Source organism: Enterococcus sp. DIV0236 (assembly GCF_050558525.1).
GTDB classification, from domain to species: Bacteria; Bacillota; Bacilli; order Lactobacillales; family Enterococcaceae; genus Enterococcus; species Enterococcus faecalis.
The window spans coordinates 1,331,193-1,350,841 of the sequence record NZ_CP187891.1; the positions used below are offsets into that span (position 1 = coordinate 1,331,193).

At 35.7% G+C, this 19,649-nt stretch carries 14 protein-coding genes and 1 pseudogene; 10 read left to right on the forward strand and 5 right to left on the reverse strand.

Features of this window, described 5'->3' with window-relative positions:
- The first annotated feature begins 5 nt into the window (after positions 1–5).
- Positions 6–533, forward strand: a complete 528-nt coding sequence (locus IGK27_RS06545; RefSeq protein WP_002361836.1) for a GNAT family N-acetyltransferase — start codon at positions 6–8, stop codon at positions 531–533.
- 54 nt (positions 534–587) lie between these two features.
- Here the strand turns inward: IGK27_RS06545 and IGK27_RS06550 are convergent, their stop codons facing one another.
- The gene (locus IGK27_RS06550) at positions 588–1,406 is read right to left on the reverse strand and encodes a helix-turn-helix transcriptional regulator (protein ID WP_002357554.1); all 819 of its coding nucleotides are present in this window, start codon (positions 1,404–1,406) and stop codon (positions 588–590) included.
- Between the two features lie 136 nt (positions 1,407–1,542).
- Between IGK27_RS06550 and IGK27_RS06555 the strand changes: the two genes are divergently transcribed.
- From IGK27_RS06555 to IGK27_RS06590, 8 genes and pseudogenes are all read left to right on the forward strand, one after another.
- On the forward strand, positions 1,543–3,291 hold the full coding sequence (locus IGK27_RS06555; RefSeq protein ID WP_002357553.1) for an ABC transporter ATP-binding protein: 1,749 nt from the start codon (positions 1,543–1,545) through the stop codon (positions 3,289–3,291).
- On the forward strand, positions 3,284–5,062 hold the full coding sequence (locus IGK27_RS06560; RefSeq protein WP_002360293.1) for an ABC transporter ATP-binding protein: 1,779 nt from the start codon (positions 3,284–3,286) through the stop codon (positions 5,060–5,062). The genes IGK27_RS06555 and IGK27_RS06560 overlap by 8 nt, the downstream gene beginning before the upstream one ends.
- A gap of 88 nt (positions 5,063–5,150) precedes the next feature.
- Entirely contained in the window at positions 5,151–5,576 is a 426-nt protein-coding gene (locus tag IGK27_RS06565) for an 8-oxo-dGTP diphosphatase (RefSeq protein WP_002385906.1), read from the forward strand.
- A gap of 139 nt (positions 5,577–5,715) precedes the next feature.
- The gene (locus IGK27_RS06570; RefSeq protein ID WP_033626256.1) at positions 5,716–6,726 is read left to right on the forward strand and encodes a lipoprotein; all 1,011 of its coding nucleotides are present in this window, start codon (positions 5,716–5,718) and stop codon (positions 6,724–6,726) included.
- Between the two features lie 302 nt (positions 6,727–7,028).
- The gene (locus IGK27_RS06575; RefSeq protein WP_002357549.1) at positions 7,029–8,465 is read left to right on the forward strand and encodes a catalase; all 1,437 of its coding nucleotides are present in this window, start codon (positions 7,029–7,031) and stop codon (positions 8,463–8,465) included.
- Between the two features lie 222 nt (positions 8,466–8,687).
- The gene (locus IGK27_RS06580; RefSeq protein WP_002357548.1) at positions 8,688–9,449 is read left to right on the forward strand and encodes a DeoR/GlpR family DNA-binding transcription regulator; all 762 of its coding nucleotides are present in this window, start codon (positions 8,688–8,690) and stop codon (positions 9,447–9,449) included.
- An 8-nt stretch (positions 9,450–9,457) separates the two neighbouring features.
- A complete protein-coding gene (locus IGK27_RS06585) occupies positions 9,458–10,087 on the forward strand; it encodes an HAD family hydrolase (protein WP_002357547.1) in 630 nt (209 codons plus the stop codon).
- Positions 10,088–10,305: 218 nt separating this feature from the next.
- Positions 10,306–11,302: pseudogene (locus tag IGK27_RS06590) on the forward strand (IS30 family transposase).
- Between the two features lie 294 nt (positions 11,303–11,596).
- Here IGK27_RS06590 and IGK27_RS06595 read toward each other — a convergent pair.
- The 4 genes from IGK27_RS06595 to IGK27_RS06610 form a co-directional block, all read right to left on the reverse strand.
- Entirely contained in the window at positions 11,597–13,030 is a 1,434-nt protein-coding gene (locus tag IGK27_RS06595; RefSeq protein ID WP_033626254.1) for a cryptochrome/photolyase family protein, read from the reverse strand.
- 133 nt (positions 13,031–13,163) lie between these two features.
- Positions 13,164–14,045 carry a helix-turn-helix domain-containing protein gene (locus tag IGK27_RS06600; protein ID WP_002363971.1) on the reverse strand — a complete coding sequence of 294 codons (882 nt, stop codon included), beginning with the start codon at positions 14,043–14,045 and terminating at the stop codon, positions 13,164–13,166.
- A 272-nt stretch (positions 14,046–14,317) separates the two neighbouring features.
- Positions 14,318–16,246 carry a sucrose-specific PTS transporter subunit IIBC gene (locus IGK27_RS06605; RefSeq protein ID WP_002360285.1) on the reverse strand — a complete coding sequence of 643 codons (1,929 nt, stop codon included), beginning with the start codon at positions 16,244–16,246 and terminating at the stop codon, positions 14,318–14,320.
- Positions 16,247–16,262: 16 nt separating this feature from the next.
- On the reverse strand, positions 16,263–17,936 hold the full coding sequence (locus IGK27_RS06610; RefSeq protein ID WP_002389053.1) for a glycoside hydrolase family 13 protein: 1,674 nt from the start codon (positions 17,934–17,936) through the stop codon (positions 16,263–16,265).
- Between the two features lie 242 nt (positions 17,937–18,178).
- Here IGK27_RS06610 and IGK27_RS06615 point away from each other — a divergent pair, with 242 nt between their 5' ends.
- Positions 18,179–19,639 carry a sucrose-6-phosphate hydrolase gene (locus tag IGK27_RS06615; protein WP_016618865.1) on the forward strand — a complete coding sequence of 487 codons (1,461 nt, stop codon included), beginning with the start codon at positions 18,179–18,181 and terminating at the stop codon, positions 19,637–19,639.
- The last annotated feature ends 10 nt before the right edge of the window (positions 19,640–19,649 follow it).

The window sequence follows — 19,649 nt, forward strand, 5'->3', positions numbered from 1 at the left end:
TTAGTATGTCAGTATTTATTAGAGAGTGTACCGTCGCAGACGTACCAGAATTAGAGGCCATTTGCCAAGAGACTTTTGCAGATACTTATGGAGATGGCGAAAACGAAAAGGATTTACAGGCACATTATGAGAGGAAATTTAGTCCAGCAGTTTTAGAAAGCGAAATCTTACATAAAGATTCGCAATATTTCTTTGCTTTTTATAATAATGAACTTGCAGGTTATGTGAAATTAAATCACGGTGATGCTCAGATTACCTATCAACATCCACAAGCGTTACAAGTTGAGCGCATTTATATTCGTAAATCTTTTAAGCGTTTAGGCTTAGGCAAACATTTGATTACGAAAGCAATTGAATTAGCGGAAGAAGCAGAAAAAGAGACGGTTTGGTTAGGTGTTTGGGAACATAATCATCCAGCGCAAAAATTTTATCAATCATTGGGCTTCGTCAAAACAGATGAACATGATTTTTATATGGGAAATGAACGCCATACCGATTATACAATGACGAAACAGTTAAAAGAGTCAACGTAAAGCAAAAACAAGGAAACGGACGCAATGAAGCCGACGATTCCTTGTTTTTTTATCTTAAAATTGTGAAGGAGATTTTCCATAATATTTTTTGAATAATTTACTAAAATGATAGGCATCTTCGTAACCAACCGTTTTTGCTACTTCTTTGACACTTAAGGAATCATTTTTCAGCAATTCTTTCGCATGGTTTAAGCGGATTTGAATTAAATAATTGATTGGCCCAACGCCTGTGGCCGCTTTAAAGGTTTTCGACAAATAAGTCGGGGTAACATATAACATTTCAGCTAACTGTTCCAAAGTAATTTCTTCGTCATGGTGGGTTTCCAGATAATAAATCGTATGATTGACTAAATTTCGTTTTCTTTTTTCCGTTTTCGATAGCCGAGTTTCAATTTTATTTTCTTGATCAACTGCTAAACTTCTTAAAATATAAACCAATAGTTCAATAACTAAAGCTTTAATTTGTAACGCTGATTCAACTTCTTGATGGTTTAATTCATGAACAATTTGCCAAGCTTTTTCTAAAAAAGCACCATGTAAATGACTTAAATCTAATAAAGCTGATTTATTTGGAAATACGTTTCGCGCTAAGCCTTCTAAATAGAGATTTGAAATGCCAATGTGTAGTTGATGTGAGTAAGTTCCTGCTTTTTGTTGCTCACCATGTTCCGTTCGCGGATTAAAAAGAAACACCGTACCAGCAGTGGCATGGTACTGTTGCCCTTGAACAATATATTCAGATTCACCTTCTAAAAGAATAGATATTTCCAGAAATTCATGATGATGACAATTATAAGGGTGGGTCTCTTCGTTCCAAGGATCGAAGGCATATAAAATTTCAGGATTAAACGTTCGACTATTTGTGTAGTTCATAAAAAATCACTCCTACTTGTATCCGCTTTCTATACTATATTGTACATCAAAATATACAAGAATGCCCATTTCTTTTCCTATAAAAAAACAGTAATCTTATACACGTCCATAAAAACAAGAGAGAGTAGGGGAGAAAATGAATAGTTTTGAATGGATTTGGCAATATGCTAAAAAAAATAAGAATAAGTTACTGCTAGCTGTTATTTTTGTCGTTATTAACGCTATTTTAATTGTTATTATTCCATTGTTATCTGGCAGAATTGTAGACCAAGTAATCAATCAGGGGAAAACTGAAGAGCTTGTCCCAATTCTTGGGATTATGATTGGGGTGACCGTTATTCGGACAGTTGTTCGTTATAGTTATCAAGTCTTGTTTGAATCGGTTGGACAATCTGCGTTATTTGACTTAAGAAAAGATATGTATGTCAAACTTCAAGAATTAGATTTTGATTTCTTTAATCATACACGTGTTGGCGATATTATGGCGCGAATGACAGGGGATACAGACGCTATCCGCCATTTTGTTTCTTGGGTCACTTATAACCTCTTAGAATGTATTTTATGGTTCATCGCAGCCGTGATTGTGATGGGGACGATCAATTGGCAATTGATGCTAGCATTAATTTTAATTACACCTTTGATTTTTCTGTTAACACAAAAAATGTCGAAGGAATCGCATCCGGTATTTTTTGAGATCCGGGAAAGTTTTTCTCGGCTGAATTCGATGGTCGAAGAAAATATTGGTGGAAATCGGGTGGTTAAAGCTTTTTCTCAAGAACCTTATGAAATTGAAAAGTTTAACAAGCACAATGAAGACTATAAAAAATGGAATATGGCTTCTGCAGATGTCTCAAAAAAATATTTACCGTGGTTAGACGGTTTTGCAGGTAGTTTAAATGTTATTGCCTTAGTTCTTGGTGGCCTCTTTGTAATTCAAGGTCGGATGACAATTGGTGATTTAGTTGCCTTTAACGGCTTTCTCTGGATGTTGAACATGCCGATGCGAATGAGTGGCTGGTTGATCAATGATGTGCAACGCTTTACGGCATCGTCCATTAAAATTCGTCAGTTATTAGCAACGAAACCGAAGATTCCCATTGCTCGGGAAAAAGAAGCAGAACCAATCCAAGGCTATGTGACGTTTGATCACGTGTCCTTTCATTTTTCAGATGATCCAGAAACCCCCATTTTATCGGATGTTTCATTTTCAGCAAAACCTGGTGAAACAATTGGTATTTTAGGGGAAACTGGTTCAGGCAAAACCACTTTAGTTAACTTAATCGCTCGGTTCTATGATCCAACAAAAGGCACTGTTTATATTGATGGAAAAGATGCTAAAAGCTATTCTGTTCGTAAATTGCGAGAAAATATCTCCATGGTTATGCAAGATGTCTTTCTTTTTTCCAATACGATAGAAGATAACATTGCTTTTGGTAATACACTGGCTAACTTGGAACAAGTGCAAATGATGGCTGAAATTGCTGATGCCCATAGCTTTATTTCCAGAATGCCTGAAGGTTATGCAACAATTGTTGGTGAACGCGGCGTTGGCCTATCTGGTGGCCAAAAACAGCGGATTTCACTGGCCCGTGCTTTAACCAAAGATCCAGCTATTTTAATTTTAGATGACACAACTTCCGCTGTTGATATGGAAACAGAATCAAAAATTCAAAAAGAACTAGGTCGTTTGACGGAAAAGAAAACGACATTTATTATCGCCCACCGAATTTCTTCTGTGAGAGAGGCCAATTTAATTTTGATGATGGAAAAAGGCCGTGTGGTGGAAAGCGGTACGCATAGCGAATTAGTCGAACAAAAAGGCAAATATTTTGACGTATATCAAAAACAATTAGGTCTGACAAAGGAAGGTGAGTCGCGTGGCTAGAAATACGTTTGATGTGGATGAGACTTTAGAAAAAGAATTTAATTGGTCTCATTATAAACGATTAGGCGCCTATATTAAGCCTTACAAAAAAGCTGTTTTTAAAACATTATTTGTCATCATATTAGCTAATCTGGCAAGTATGTTAGGCCCTTACTTTACTAAAATTGCGATTGACCAAGTAATTCCACAAAAGAATCTCTCGTTACTCTTGATACTAGGGGCTATTTTCCTATTTTCCTTGGTGATTATTGGTTGGTGTATGCGTTATCGAATATATGCCATCACAGAAATTGGACAAGATATTTTAAAAGATATGCGTTTTTCAATTTTTGAGCATCTACAAAAATTACCATTTTCTTACTTTGACAGTCGGCCGCATGGAAAAATCTTAATTCGGGTGGTCAATTACATCAATACGTTAAGTGATTTACTAAGTAACGGATTGATCAATTTAATTTCTGATTTATTTAATGTGATTATCACCTTAATCTTCATGTTATTTATTGATGTGAAATTAACCTTATACAGTTTGCTGCTATTGCCTGTGTTGTTCGTGATGGTTCTATTTATCCAAGGGAAACAACGGAAAGCTTACCAAGAGCTTAGCAATAAACAATCAAACTTAAATGCCTATATTCATGAAAGTATTTCAGGAATTAAAATTACACAATCTTTTGCACGAGAAGATGAAAATTTCCAAATTTTTAACGAGGTAAGCGAAGAATATCGTCAATCCTTTATGAAAGCTGTGCGTGTCCAGTATTTATTATGGCCAGCAGTGCAAAATATATCCGTCATTACGACTTGTTTTATCTATTTCGTAGGAATCCGTCAATTAGGTGTGTCCGTTACTACTGGGACGCTAATTGCTTTTATCGGTTATATCAATAACTTTTGGAATCCGGTCATCAATATTGGTAACTTCTACAATTCTCTGATTACTGCAACTGCCTATTTGGAAAGGATTTTTGAAACGATGGATGTTGTTCCAGAAATTCAAGATGCGCCGCACGCTATTGAGTTGCCGCCAATTAAAGGAACCGTCGACTTTCAGCATGTTTATTTCCGTTATGAAGAAGGAAAAAATATTTTGACCGATGTTAGTTTTCATATTGAGCCAGGACAAACAATCGCCTTGGTTGGGCCAACAGGTGCGGGTAAAACAACAATCATCAATTTGTTAAGTCGTTTTTATGATGTGAATGAAGGGGCCGTTAAAATTGATGGTTATGATGTTCGCGATGTGACACTCCGTTCGTTAAGAAAACAAATGGGGGTAATGCTTCAAGATACGTTTATTTTTTCAGGAACAATTATTGAAAACATTCGGTACGGAAATTTAGCAGCCACAGAGGAAGAAGTTATCCAAGCCGCAAAAATTGTTCGTGCGCACGACTTTATCAAGGATTTAAAAGATGGCTATGAAACAGTTGTGGAAGAGCGGGGTAGTACACTCTCGGCAGGACAACGCCAATTAATTTCATTTGCTCGTGCTTTACTGGCAGATCCCAAAATTTTAATTTTAGACGAAGCAACCTCCAGTATTGATACAAAAACAGAAGAATTGTTACAAGAAGGACTACAACAACTTCTGAAAGGACGGACATCGTTTATTATTGCTCATCGACTTTCTACCATCAAAAATAGCGATAAAATTTTCTATATTGATGGTGGTCGTATTGTGGAAGAAGGATCTCATGATCAACTAATGGCAAAACATGCGTTATATCATCATTTATATCAATCGCAATACGACTTATTAAAGAGCTAGATGATAAAACAGAGAAAATTCTTAGTTGAATCTTTCTCTGTTTTTCTGTATCGTAACCTTAACAAAGGAAAAAATGATGAGGTGCCAAATGAATCGGAATTTTGAAGTAGAATTAACAACATTATGTATGATTAGAAATCAGAAAAATGAAATCCTTGTGCAAGAACGACAAAAAAAGGATTGGCCTGGTTGGACGTTCCCTGGCGGACATGTTGAAAAAAACGAGGGCATGGAAACAGCCATGGTTCGCGAACTCCTTGAAGAAACAGGATTAGTGCTGAAGCCACAATTAGTAGGTGTTGCAGAATGGCTGAATGATTGTTCAGGTGCGCGGGAATTAGCCACATTATTCATTGCAGAAACAGCGGATGAACTACCAGAAGAAACGGAACAACCCTTGTTTTGGGTCACTGAAAAAGAATTGCGAGAAGGTCCTTTAGCTGGCAGTTTAGCAGAACTTTTCCCAGTATTTTTTGGCGAAAAGCAATTTTATTTTAAAAATAATACAGCTTAATGATTCAAACCTAAAAGATTAAATCAATCCCACTTATTAAAAGAGAGGAAATCTAAAATTAAACATTGCTATTTATAAGTAATGTTTGCTATTCTTAATAAAAGGGAATTAATTTTTTATATAATGAGGGGGAAAAAGTGTGTTAAAAAGAAAAGTGGGGATTATTACAGGCGTTTTCTGTTCAGCTTTGTTACTGACAGGCTGTGGCAAAAGTGCGAAAGATGAGTTCATTCAAGGAATCGGCAATCAAAACGCACAAGAATCTGGGGTTTGGGATTTCTCTATGTCAATTAGTGACATGAAATTTTCACAAGAAGATGGCGCACAAACGAATCCTATGATTGGGATGCTCATCACGCAAATCAAAGACGCATCGCTTTCTGGGAAGATTCAAGTAGATGCCAAAAAAGAAAAAGCATTCAACTTAGAGATGAAATTAAAAGCGATGGGAATGGATGTACCGATTTCATTGGTTGGATCGTTAGATAACGAGGGCAAAGAGCCAAAACTCTATTTAGCAACAGATATGATGGAATATATTGTCGCTGTCGCAGACTCAATGACTGACGGTGCTATCGATAGTTCTCAGTTAGATACAGAAAAACTAAAAGGAAAATACATTGATCTTTTAGCCATGAACGAGGAAAGTACGAAAGAATGGCAAGATACAATCAAAGAGTATCAAGAATCGGAAAAAGAACGAAAACAGTCTGCTAAGGAATACAAAGAGTTTTTAGAAGGATTAGACAAGGATACGTTCGAGAAAAAAGGGGACACCATTACCCATACGTTTACAAAAAAAGAATTACAAAAGTTAATCAAAATTACGACAGAAACATCTGAGAAAGGTAAAGAACAAGATCCTTTCGAAAAAGTCAAAGATGTTTCTGCCAAAGTTTCTGTTAATACAAAAGAAAATAAAACAAATATGTTGATTAATGTGAAACCGCAGCAAGACAAGAACGTTGACATGGGACTTGAATCATTATCTAGTAAAATTAGCATTACACAAAAAGCCAAAAAAGCGACGATTTCAATGCCTAAGAAAGAAAATATTTTATCAGAACAAGAAGTTGAAAAAATATTTTCCGATAGCACCTCTATGACAGGTCTATCGACTGAAGACACGACTGTTGCGATCAATCAATAACGCTGAATGACCAATAAAAACGGTCGCTCAAAAAAAGTAACGAAAGACCTAGCATGATTGGGATGCTAGGTCTTTTTTGAATAAAAAAACAGCATTTTAGTTTTCTTTGAATTATTGGTTGTTATTTTTGGTGGTGTAAACAGTTTAAAGTTAATACATTTGTTTTTGATTTAAATTCTACTGCTATTTTTAATCATTCTATTAAATAACAAATGTTTTCGAGTGTTTTTAAGCATTATTTTTGTTATGCAGAGTGGTTTTTTTATACAATGAGTATAATTTTAGATGAAGGAGTGTTTTAGGTGAAAAATCAACATTTAACTACGTCACAAGGAAGTCCAGTTGGCGATAATCAAAATTCGCTAACTGCAGGAGAATTTGGACCTGTCCTAATCCAAGACGTTCATTTATTAGAAAAATTAGCTCATTTTAATCGTGAGCGCGTGCCAGAACGGGTTGTTCATGCCAAAGGTGCTGGTGCTCATGGGATTTTCAAGGTGAGCCAATCAATGGCACAATATACTAAAGCCGATTTTTTATCTGAAGTTGGCAAAGAAACACCTTTATTCGCTCGTTTTTCAACTGTAGCTGGAGAGTTAGGTTCATCAGATACATTGCGTGATCCTCGCGGTTTTGCGCTTAAATTCTATACAGACGAAGGAAATTACGACTTAGTTGGCAATAATACGCCCATTTTTTTCATTCGTGATGCAATTAAGTTTCCAGATTTTATTCATAGCCAAAAAAGAAATCCACGGACGCATTTGAAAAGTCCAGAAGCTGTTTGGGATTTTTGGTCTCATTCACCTGAAAGCCTTCATCAAGTAACAATTTTAATGAGTGATCGTGGCATTCCGTTGTCGTTCCGTCATATGCATGGTTTTGGTAGCCATACATTCAAATGGGTCAATGCTGCTGGAGAAGTATTTTTTGTTAAATATCACTTCAAGACGAATCAAGGAATCAAAAATCTAGAGAGTCAATTAGCAGAAGAAATTGCTGGGAAAAACCCAGATTTCCATATTGAAGATTTGCATAATGCGATTGAAAATCAAGAATTTCCTTCTTGGACATTATCTGTGCAAATTATCCCGTATGCAGATGCGTTAACAATGAAAGAAACTCTTTTTGATGTAACAAAAACGGTTTCTCAAAAAGAGTATCCGCTGATTGAAGTTGGCACGATGACTTTAAATAGAAATCCAGAGAATTATTTTGCAGAGGTTGAACAAGTAACCTTTTCACCAGGGAATTTCGTTCCTGGTATTGAAGCTTCTCCAGATAAATTATTGCAAGGACGTTTGTTCGCTTATGGGGATGCACATCGTCATCGTGTGGGCGCTAATAGTCACCAATTGCCGATCAACCAAGCAAAAGCGCCTGTAAATAACTACCAAAAAGACGGCAATATGCGTTTTAACAATGGCAATAGCGAAATTAATTACGAACCAAATAGTTATACTGAAACACCAAAAGAAGATCCTAAGGCGAAAATTAGTTCCTTTGAAGTTGAAGGAAATGTTGGTAATTATAGCTATAATCAAGATCACTTTACACAAGCAAACGCTTTGTATAATTTGCTGCCAAGCGAAGAAAAAGAAAACTTAATTAACAATATAGCGGCATCTTTAGGTCAAGTGAAAAATCAAGAAATCATCGCGCGTCAAATTGATTTGTTCACTAGAGTAAATCCAGAATATGGAGCACGTGTCGCACAAGCAATTAATCAACAAGCATAATTTATATAACGTACGTGACAAAACCAGTCTAGATAAACTAAAGACTGGTTTTGTTTGCTTTTCAATGCTTTTTACTCTACTCCCGAATACTAGAATAAAGTGCAACACTCAGCAAATTATTGTTGAGTGTTTTTGTTATGTATCGAGGGTTAACATTGACAAATAAGCTATTTTAAGCTAATTTATAAATATGCTTATACCAACTTAAAAGGAGACATGTTTATGATTCAAAAGAAACGACTTGAGTTAATTTTAGAGGAATTGAAGACGCGCGGAACTCTTAGTTTGAAGGAAATTATAAACTTAACAGGTTCTTCAAGAGATACAGCAAGAAGAGATATTATCAAATTAGCTCAAAATAATGCTATTGATCGCACATATGGTGGAATTAGTTTGCCCAATACCTTTAGTCGTTTAGATGAATATCTTGAACGTACTGAAGATCTCAGTGCTGAAAAAGATATTCTAGCAAAAACTGCTAGTAATTTAGTAAAAGATAATTCCCATATTTTTTTAGATATTTCGACAACGGTCAGTTGCATTCCAAGACATATAAGACCTTATGAGAATGTCATAGCAACGACAAATTCATTAGATATTACCGACCAACTATTGAGAAATACTAAATGTAAAACTAAGATTTTAGGTGGAAGCGTCGATCCTATCAAACGAAATGTCGTTGGAACGAAACCAATGCTTGAGCTGGATTCATTTATCTTTGATGTTGCTTTTATGAGTGCCGCTGGAATCACAACTTCAGGCATTTATTACGCCTACGATGAAGATATAGATTTCAAAAAAAAGATAAGAAAACAATCCAAACTTGTAGTTTTACTAATTGATAATACAAAAATCGGATTAAGTCATAACTATAAAGGTTTAGATTTCGAAGATATTGATTTTCTTGTTATAGAAAGTCGTCTACCAGATGATTTAGAAAGAACAATATCAGATAGTAATGTCTCTATAATAAATTCAAAGTAGGTGCAAACATGATTAAAACGGTATTATTTGACGTAGATGGAACAATCTTAGATACAGAATTTGTCATGATTAAGTCTTTACAAAAAACTCTAAAAGAAGAGAAAAACTTGGACGTTCCAGAAGAAAATTTAGAGTATATCTTAGGTATACCAGGTAAAAAAGCAATTGAACGGTATTCATCATCTGGAGAGGAAGTTGATAAGCTACATGCATGTTGGTCCGAAAATGTTAAACAATACTCTCATCTTGCGACTTTGTTTCCTCAAGTGGAAGAAGCATTGACTAAGTTAAAAGAAAACGAGATACAAATTGGGATCGTTACATCCAAAACAAATGAAGAAATGGAAAATGAATTTGAACATTTTGGTTTAAGTAAACTTTTTGATATTTCAGTAACTGCCTCTGATACAACGAAACATAAACCTAATCCTGAACCAATTCTATATGCATTAAATAAATTAGGAAGTTTACCCGAAGAAACAATTTATATAGGCGATTCTATCTATGATATGCATAGCTCACAATCAGCTGGAGCTAAATTTGCTTTAGCAAAGTGGGGAGCAAAAGAAAATCCACTATTCTCAAGTGCAGATATTAGGTTAGAAACTCCTCTAGAAATATTACAACACTTAAAATAGATCAGCTTACTAAAAAATATGTTATTTCATTAACGGTTAACATAAGTGAGGATTATTTCAAGTGATTGTCGTAGCAAGGATTTCAATCACCTAGATTGTGAAATGAGAATGGTCTACCTACGAACGCCTTGTCATTAAGGGATTTGTGGGCAGAAATCTTTGTGATTTACTAGAAGCGTCGTTTGTTGGGTTTGTTTTTTTAGATAGGAGTTTATGAAATGTCGTATAACCATTTATCAGCTGAAGAGCGTGGACAAATAGAAGCGTATCTGAAGGAAGGAGTCTCTCAGGCTGAGATAGCTCGCCGATTGGATCGGCATAGATCCACGATCTATCTCTAGAGAGATCAAACGTGGTTCCGAGCAAAGAAAGAAGAAGAGTCTCGCTAGTTTGCCTTATCAAGCAACTAGCGCTGGTAATTTAGCACGTATTCGCAAGAAAAATTGCGGAACAACTACTAAGGCTACTGTACACAATACTAAAACTATCATGAAGTATCTTGATATGAAATATTCGCCGGAACAGATAGCGAACGCAGTTCGTAGTGTAAAGGTTTGTACATCAACAATTTATAACTGGATTTACAAAAAGATCGTTCCTTTCGATATTAAGAAATTACGCGGTCGTGGAAAACGTTACAAAATAAAGAATACTGGGAAACGATTAAAACGGCCGGATCGAGCTTTCTTTGAAGGGCGCACGTTGGAGAACCGACCAGAAGAGGTTCAGTTACGAACGGAGTTCGGTCATTGGGAAGCAGATACCGTTGTGTCCAAGCAAGGTGTTGCAGCGTGTCTAGCAACATTCATAGAACGTAAAACAAGGCATTATGTAGCAATTAAGATACCGAACAAGACAGGTAGATCCATGATGACAGCAATTAAGCGTCTAGTGGAAATGTATCCACATGGTGTGAAATCGATCACATGTGACCGTGGAAGCGAGTTTGTCAATCAGTTTGAAATTGGACTTATTGAAGACACTTTTGACTGCAAAATCTATTATGCTAATCCATGCGCGCCACATGAACGCGGATCAAATGAAAATCATAATGGATTACTCAGAGAATATTTTCCAAAACCATCTAATTTTAAAAATATTTCTCAAAATAAGATCAATCAAGCTGTTCAAAGTATGAATTTACGGCCACGAAAAATCTTTAAGTGGAAATCACCGCAGCACAAATTTAATTTGGAGTATTCGAAAGCTTTCTAGCACCAACAAATATTTTTTACATTGTTATAAAAAAGAATACAACGAACGATACTATTTATACGGAAATTGAAACATGATATAATAGAGCAAATCACGAATAATCTTTATACTAAAACAATTATATGTTGCACTTAATCCTAACATTCGCCAATTCAAAACTACTTTGTATAATGTATATTATGTAAACTAGAATAAAATAAAAAACTTTAGCCGATAACTTGCCACTTCTCTTTCGACCAATCAATTCACCCAACTAACCTTACAGTTGTTTGCTAAGCTAGTTGGGTTTACTGTTTATTTAAACCTTGGATTGTTCATTTCTTGATGAATTTCTTTGCTCGCTTCATATAGAAACAATGTTTGTTTTTTACTTGATGCATAATCGACAATGGGTTTTGGATAATTTTCTCCTAAATGTACATGATATTGCGTTTGTAAGGCTTCGTTCATTAGATTTGGTTGATGAATATACTTTTGTGGCACTTGCTTAAGTTCTGGAACATATTTTTTGATGAACTGGCCGTCATTATCAAATTTTTTTGACTGGATAATTGGATTAAAAATCCGAAAATACGGGACAGCGTCCGTTCCCGTTGAAGCAGCCCATTGCCAGCCACCGATATTATTGGCAGCATCATAGTCAATCAACATTTTTTGAAAGTATTTTTCACCCCAACGCCAATCGATGTGTAAATTTTTAACTAAAAAAGAGGCAGTAATCATTCTTAAGCGGTTGTGCATCCAACCAGTTTGATTCAGTTGTCGCATTGCGGCATCAATTATAGGGTACCCCGTCTCCCCTTTTTGCCACTTGGCAAACATTTCTGGGTCATTTGTCCATTGAATATAACGAAATTTTTCTTGAATAGCTTCCTCTTTTTGTTGTGGAAACGTACTATAGATCATATTGTAAAAGTCGCGCCAAGCTAATTCTTTTTTGAAGGTTTCTTTACTTAAGCTAGAAGACGCAGATGCAAGCTCTTGCCAAATGGTGCGAATCGAAAGTTCTCCCGTTCTTAAAAAAGTAGACAGATGACTCGTTTGATCCTGATAAGGAAAATCACGCTTATTTTCATAGGATTGAAGTTTTTGATCAATAAAAGTATTTAAGCGCCTTCTGGCTGTTTCTTCGCCGACACTATAGTGTGTTAAAGGAATCCTCGCAATCTGTTCACGATAAGCTGCTTCCTCTTCTGGAAAAAGACACGCACTAAAAATTTTTTCAGCTGTATAGGAAACAGGAATCGGTGTTTCTTTAGGCGCCTCTTTCCATTTATTGTAATAGGGCGTAAACACTTGGTACTTGCTGCCATCGTTCTTCTTAATTTCTTCAGAGCCATGCAAACAGGCATCTTGAAAAGAGAAAGACTGAATATTATTTTCTTCAAAAAAGCGCATAGCTTGCTGGTCCCGCTTTGCCCCAAAGCCACAAGTATCTTCATTAAAATAAATGGCCTGCCAATCGGGTAATTTGCGTTTCAAACGTGAAAATAAATCTAATGGTTCGCCGACCATGATTTGTAAATGTGCCTCTTGATCGATTCGTTCTTTGAACGAGGCTAAGCTTGCAAAAAAAGCGTTATGATTAGCACTTTCTTGAATAAATTGTTGAGGATTCATTTGGAATAATAAAATCAATTCATCAGCTGCAGAATTTTGTAACGCGTGTGCTAATGCTTTATTATCCTGTAATCGTAAATCACGTCTAAACCACATTACTCTTTTCATTTTTAAATCCTCCTAAATACTTCGTCTTGCTTATCGTAACCGTGACTGCTGATTTTTAAAAGCAACTTGCCTAGACTTTTCAAAAAGCCGATAAAAACTGGGTTTTCAGCTTTTATCGGCTTTTTGATTTAAATTAATAGGAAATATTAAAAGCTTTCATATCTTTCTCAATATATTGTAGGACTTCTGTATTGCCAAAAAATTGTGTAAAATAATAGGCTTGACGATAGTCATCAGCTGTGTCTTCCCCGAGCATTTGTTTGTTAAAGGCTTTTTCATATAAAAGATAATCTAGCAAATAAATGGAGTGTTTGTCACGACAAATCTGAATCCCTTTTTCGCTTAAAATGACACTTTTTTGGTAGTCTTTCATTTCCGAGTAGAATTTAGCAGAATTATAATAAATTCTACAACGCTCCAAGGAACATTCTAATTTAAATTGTTCCAATTCTTGTAATGATTTTTCGTAATACACTTGCGCTTTTCTCATATCTTTTTCCAGTTCATATAGCGTACCTAGCGCATTCAGGCTTAAAATGTTGTAAATATTGACTTTACGGTCAATTTCCGCGCCCCGGTATAGGTAAAACAAGGCCTCTGCTTTATCTTTTTTTCCTAATAAACAAGTAATTCCCTTATAATATAACAATTTAGTCGTTAGTTCATTATTAGATAAGATAAGACCTTCAGGCACTTCTTGTAATAAATTGTAGGCCTCTAAGTGAAATAACCGTAAAGATAAATCCTCGACTTTGTTTAGTAGATTTTCAATTTTCTTTTCTTCAGAAATCATCATACATTCTTCTACTTCTAAATCTAATCGGAGGCAAATAGATGAGAAAATATCTAAACTGTCACATAGATTACGGTTTTCAATATTACTAATTGTTGCTTGCGTACAGATGCCGTTAGCCAGCTCTGATTGTGTGATTTTTTTAAGTTTTCTCGCTTGTTTTATTTTGTCTCCTGCTACCTTCACGAACAGACCTCCACTTGTATTATTATGTAAATTCATTAAAAAATGTTATACTTTGATTATCAATTAAAGGAGGTACATGCTATGTTTGATTTACTTGCATTATTGACTGGAACATCAACTTATGGCAACGTTCCCCATGTTTAATTAGTCAATGCGTGTCAAGTATGGTCTTCCATACTTGGCATGTTTCCTTTAAAACTGACTCAATCATACTACAAACGGATAGACAAATACAACCGAAAATCATTGGTTTTTTATTAAGAAAAAGAACAGCAAGAAGTGATAACTACTTCTTGCTGTTCTTTTGTTTAGTTAGGTGTATTTAGATTTAAAATGATTTGTTCCGGCGTAATTTCATTATGATCTGACATCATTGGCTCTACGCTTAAATAACTTGAAGTATTTGTAATGATAACCATGACAGTTGAGTCAAGCCCAGCTTCTTTAATGGCTTTTCGATCGAACGTTCCTAAAAGATCTCCTTTTTTAACACGGTGACCTTGGGTTACTTGTGTCTGAAAGACCTCCTGCCCCAATGTGACAGTATCAATTCCTATATGAATTAATACTTCAGCTCCTGCGTCCGTTTGGATACCATAAGCGTGTCCAGTTTCTGCAACCAAGTTTAATAAACCATCTGCAGGCGCGTAAACCTTGTTCGCTGTTGGCATGATTGCTAAACCTTTGCCCATCATCTCGCTTGAAAATACCGGGTCATTAACAGCAGTAAGATTCATGGCGTAACCAGTTACCGGAGAAAAAAGTTGTTCATCTAAGGTGTTATGTTGCATTTCAAAGACTTCGCGTTCTTCCTCTTCGATTACTTTATCTGAAATCAAAACCTCTTGCGGAATTGCAAATAGACTGGTTAATGCATAACATACACCGACAGATAAAAGTGCGACTAATAAATAGATCACTAATTGATGTGCACTATAGATATACATTAAGAAAGAAGGAATAACGGCTAAGCCATAAGAATTTGATTGAATATGAAAAATAGCTAAAATTGCTCCGCCTAAACCTGATGTAAACAAGACACATAGCAGCGGTTTTAAGTTCCAACGAATAAGTAATCCAAATAACACAGGCTCACTAACTCCAAATAATTGAGACAACATAGAACCAATGGCTGTCGACTTCACTTTGCTATCTTGCGCTTTTTTCGCAAAGGCTAAACAACTGCCAACGTTAGCAAACCCATACATGGCACATATTGTAATCAATGCATTAAATCCTGTATTTGCTAATAATGATGTTTCTACCATAGTTAGTGTATGATGAATACCAATCAAAACCATTAAAGGATATGAGGCACCAATCACGAAACCACCTAATCCTAAGGGTAACCCAATCAACCATTGGACAACATCTACCATGCCTAACTCAACGGTATGCAAAATTGGGCCAATTCCGAGAATCATGATTAAAAAAGTAATTAACATAGTCATAAAGGGTGTAAAAATTTGATCAAGAATATTCGGCATCTTTTTTCGGAAAAAAAGTTCAATCTTTGCGCCAATTATACCAGCAGCAATTGCACTTAAAACGGATCCTTGTGCACCGACAACTGGGATAAAACCAAAAGCCATAATAGCTTTCACGCCAGAATCTGGTGTTGCAACTGCATAAGCGTTTGGTAAAATGGGTGATACCATCATTAAACCAATAACAATCCCGATTACAGGTGTCGCATTAAATGCTTTAAAGGTAGACCAAACAATCAAAGCTGGCAAAAAGGCAAAGACGGTATCTGTAATGACAGAGACAATTTGTTGAAAGCTTTCAGGAATATTGGCTACACTTGCTCCGAATAATTGTAAAAAAGTATCGTTAAAAATAACACCTTTTAACCCTAGGAACAATCCTGTTGCTGCAATTACTGGAACAATTGGAATGAATATTTCACTTAAAATGCGCATTGTTTTGCGCATGCCCGTTTCATTATTTTTTAAAATTGCTGTTTGCTCTGCTTTTGACACAACATTGATTCCAAGTTTTTCTATTTCATCATACACTTTAGTCACAATACCAGTTCCTAAAATCACTTGGTATTGACCGCCATTATAAAAGACACCTTTTACTAAATCAATTTTTTCTAGTTGTTTACCATCTACTTGTTCATGGTCCTTCAAAATAAAACGTAACCGCGTTTGACAATGGGTGACCGATATAATGTTATCCATACCGATTAATTGAATAATGTCTTTGGCTGCCTGCTGATAATTTTCTGCCATGTTATACTCCTCCTAGCTACTCATTTATAGTAATCAATAGTCCTTGATAGCTTTTTAATAATGTTCCCTGCTGAACTAACTGCTCTCGTTCTTCAGACTGTGTATCAAAAATAACTGTGCCATTAACTAAATAATGAGGGATTGGAACCGCCTCACCAAAATTAAAAAAGGCGTAAATCGTTTTTTCATTTAATTTGCGTTTATAAGCAATAACATTATCTGGAAGATTTGATAGACCCTCAAATGTTCCATAAAGTAAGATGTCTGTATAGGGACTCTTTTGACGAAATGCAATCATCCGCTTATAGAAATGAAAAATACTTTGACTATTTTTTATTTCTGCTTCGGCATTGATTTCTTTATAATTATCCACCATCCCTAACCAAGGCTTGACGCTTGAAAAACCGCCATACATAGAATCATTCCATGGAAAAGGCGTGCGGGCATTGTCTCGACTACGCAAATTGACAAGTGACAAGGCTTCTTTGGGCGTAAATCCTTCTTTTATTGCTCGATAGTATTGATCAATGCTAGAAATATCATCGAATTCATCAATCGAACCCCTTTCAAAATTGGTCATTCCTAATTCTTGTCCTTGGTAAATAAAAGGCGTGCCCCTTAAAAAGAAATACATGGCGCCGAATGTTTTAACCGCATTTGGCTGTTGAGCCTGTTCTTTTAAATATTTCGTTGTCGCTCGAGGTTGATCATGATTTTCAATAAAATTTGCACTCCAACCAGCCTCTTGCATGGCTTCTTGCTGTTTGAAAATTAATGTGCGTAAATCATTCCAAGACCAATTGATTCTATAAAACCATTCGCTTCCTGATTTCACATCCAAATCAGCCCATTTGAAGTCAAAAATCATGTCGAAATACCCTGTTTCTCCAATAAATTCTGATAAATTTGGATAATTGACGCCGGCCGCTTCGGCAACTGTGACAATATCAAAGCCAGCAAAAGCTTTTTCTTTTAATTCGTTCAGAAAGTCACTCATTCCTGGCATGTTTCTACTAGCTTTTGTTACTTTGGCTAATTGATCTGCCCCATCAGCAGGTAAGTTTGTCCAAGTCAAATCTTTCTTAATAAAATTAATCGCATCTACACGAAAACCAGCAATTCCTTTGTTTAACCAAAAACGAATCATTTGATAGATTTCTTTGCGTAGTTCAGGATTTTCCCAATTTAAATCTGGCTGTTTTTTATGAAAGGCATGAAAGTAGTAGGCATCTTCCCCAGGTAATTTTTCCCAAACACTACCACCGAAGTTAGACCGCCAATTTGTAGGTGCTTCTCGTCCTTCTTTTATAATATAAAAGTCTCGAAAACGACTTTGAGGATTTTTTAAAACATCTTGAAACCAAGCATGTTCATCAGATGTATGGTTTACCACTAAATCTAAAATAACTTTTATGTTTCGTTTTTTTGCTTCTTCAATGAGTTCATCGAAGTCTGCCATTGTACCAAAATCGCTAGAAATACCATAATAGTCTGAAATATCATATCCATTGTCAGCCATTGGCGACGGGTACATTGGACTCAGCCAAATCAGCGTAATTCCTAAATTTTCTAAGTAATCCAGTTTTTGAATAATGCCTTGTAAATCACCAATTCCGTCATTATTACTATCCGAAAAGCTACGTGGATAAATTTGATAGGCCACTTCTTTTTGCCACCAATTTCTGTTCATTCTGGTTCTCCTCACTCTTAAACTAGTCCTGTTAATTTTTTCTGTAACCGTTTTTACATTTTGTATGATACTCGTTTTTGCGTAATATGTCAAACGTTTATCATAAATAAATGTAAATTATAATATTCTTTTGATTTAAATAGATTTATATATGTTATACGTTTGACTTTTTTCTGATTTGTTTATACTATTAGACTAACTACTATTTTCTAATAAAGGAGACATTACTTATGTCAAGCATCATGAACCAATGGACTGATGAATTACGTTATGCGCCTTATTCTTCTTGGACATCTGCTCACCTCGAAAATCTAACTTCTATTATCGCGCAATCTAGTTGGCGTTTTAAGTATCATATTCAACCACAGACAGGACTACTAAATGATCCCAACGGTTTTTCGTATTTCAATAACCAGTGGCATTTATTTTATCAAGCGTTTCCTTTCGGGAGTGTTCACGGACTAAAAAGTTGGGCCCACTTAACTTCCTCCGACTTAATTCACTGGGATTATGAAGGAATTGCCCTTTATCCCGACTCTGAATATGATTCTCATGGCGTCTATTCAGGCTCAGCTTTACCAATAGATAACCAACTATGTTTATTTTATACAGGAAATGTTCGTGATCAAACTTGGCAACGATTTGCATATCAAAATATTGCATGGCTGAATTCTTTAGGTGCGATCACAAAGGAATCAACACCATTCCTACCTATTGACCCCAATTATTCTTCCCATTTTCGTGATCCGATGGTATTTCCTTATCAAGAAGGACTTGTTTTATTAATTGGTGCTAGTGATTTAAATGGACAAGGAAAAATTGTGGTCTATTTTTCTAAAGATCGAAATGTACGCAATTTTCATCAACTTGGCGAATTGACGTTCACCGACCAAGAATTAGGCTACATGGTTGAATGCCCCAATTTGGTATTTATTGATGGCCAGCCTGTCTTATTATTTTGCCCACAAGGTCTATCTCCATCTGTAAAAAGTTATCAGAATATCTATCCGAATATGTACACATTGGCCGAAACGTTTGATTTGGAGAATCTTTCTTTAGTTCAGGCTAGGCCTTTTGAAAATTTAGATGAAGGATTTGATGTCTACGCCACTCAAGCCTTTAATGCGCCAGATGGTCGTGCACTTGCGGTCAGTTGGATTGGATTGCCAGAAATCACTTACCCAAGTGATGTGGAGGGTTGGGCAAATGGCTTAAGTCTGGTTAAAGAACTCACAATTCACAACGGGAAACTATTTCAATATCCAGTTTCTGAAACAAAAATGCTTCGTCAATCCGCCACTACTTTATCAAATGGCTGCCATTTTTTATCTACTGCTTCTTTTGAATTAGAAGTGGATATTCCCAAAAATGAGATTGCTTTTATTCGGCTTTTAGCGAACGAAACGGGTTCAAAAGGACTTTTAATTACAATTGATACGATTCATGGTAAAATAACCCTTGATCGAACATTTGCTGGCCAACCTTTTGCTGAAAAGTATGGCACAATTCGTGAAACTAAAATTAGGAAAAATAAGTCAGTTCAGTTAACTATTTTTGTTGATTGCTCTGTTGCAGAAATCTATGTAAATAAAGGTGAAAAAACGATGACTGGTCGCTTCTTTCCAGATAAAGCGCAACAGTATCTTCATCTATCCAAGACGGCAAAAGCTTGTTTTTATGAGCTGGAAAATACGAATAATTAGGAATGATGGT

Excerpts from the sequence above, each read along its gene's own strand:
- IGK27_RS06585 (WP_002357547.1), top strand. The coding sequence starts at position 9,458 with ATGATTAAAACGGTATTATTTGACGTAGATGGAACAATCTTAGATACA.
- IGK27_RS06600 (WP_002363971.1), bottom strand. The coding sequence starts at position 14,045 with ATGAATTTACATAATAATACAAGTGGAGGTCTGTTCGTGAAGGTAGCA.
- IGK27_RS06550 (WP_002357554.1), bottom strand. The coding sequence starts at position 1,406 with ATGAACTACACAAATAGTCGAACGTTTAATCCTGAAATTTTATATGCC.
- IGK27_RS06595 (WP_033626254.1), bottom strand. The coding sequence starts at position 13,030 with ATGAAAAGAGTAATGTGGTTTAGACGTGATTTACGATTACAGGATAAT.
- IGK27_RS06555 (WP_002357553.1), top strand. The coding sequence starts at position 1,543 with ATGAATAGTTTTGAATGGATTTGGCAATATGCTAAAAAAAATAAGAAT.
- IGK27_RS06605 (WP_002360285.1), bottom strand. The coding sequence starts at position 16,246 with ATGGCAGAAAATTATCAGCAGGCAGCCAAAGACATTATTCAATTAATC.
- IGK27_RS06580 (WP_002357548.1), top strand. The coding sequence starts at position 8,688 with ATGATTCAAAAGAAACGACTTGAGTTAATTTTAGAGGAATTGAAGACG.
- IGK27_RS06565 (WP_002385906.1), top strand. The coding sequence starts at position 5,151 with ATGAATCGGAATTTTGAAGTAGAATTAACAACATTATGTATGATTAGA.
- IGK27_RS06610 (WP_002389053.1), bottom strand. The coding sequence starts at position 17,936 with ATGAACAGAAATTGGTGGCAAAAAGAAGTGGCCTATCAAATTTATCCA.
- IGK27_RS06545 (WP_002361836.1), top strand. The coding sequence starts at position 6 with ATGTCAGTATTTATTAGAGAGTGTACCGTCGCAGACGTACCAGAATTA.
- IGK27_RS06615 (WP_016618865.1), top strand. The coding sequence starts at position 18,179 with ATGAACCAATGGACTGATGAATTACGTTATGCGCCTTATTCTTCTTGG.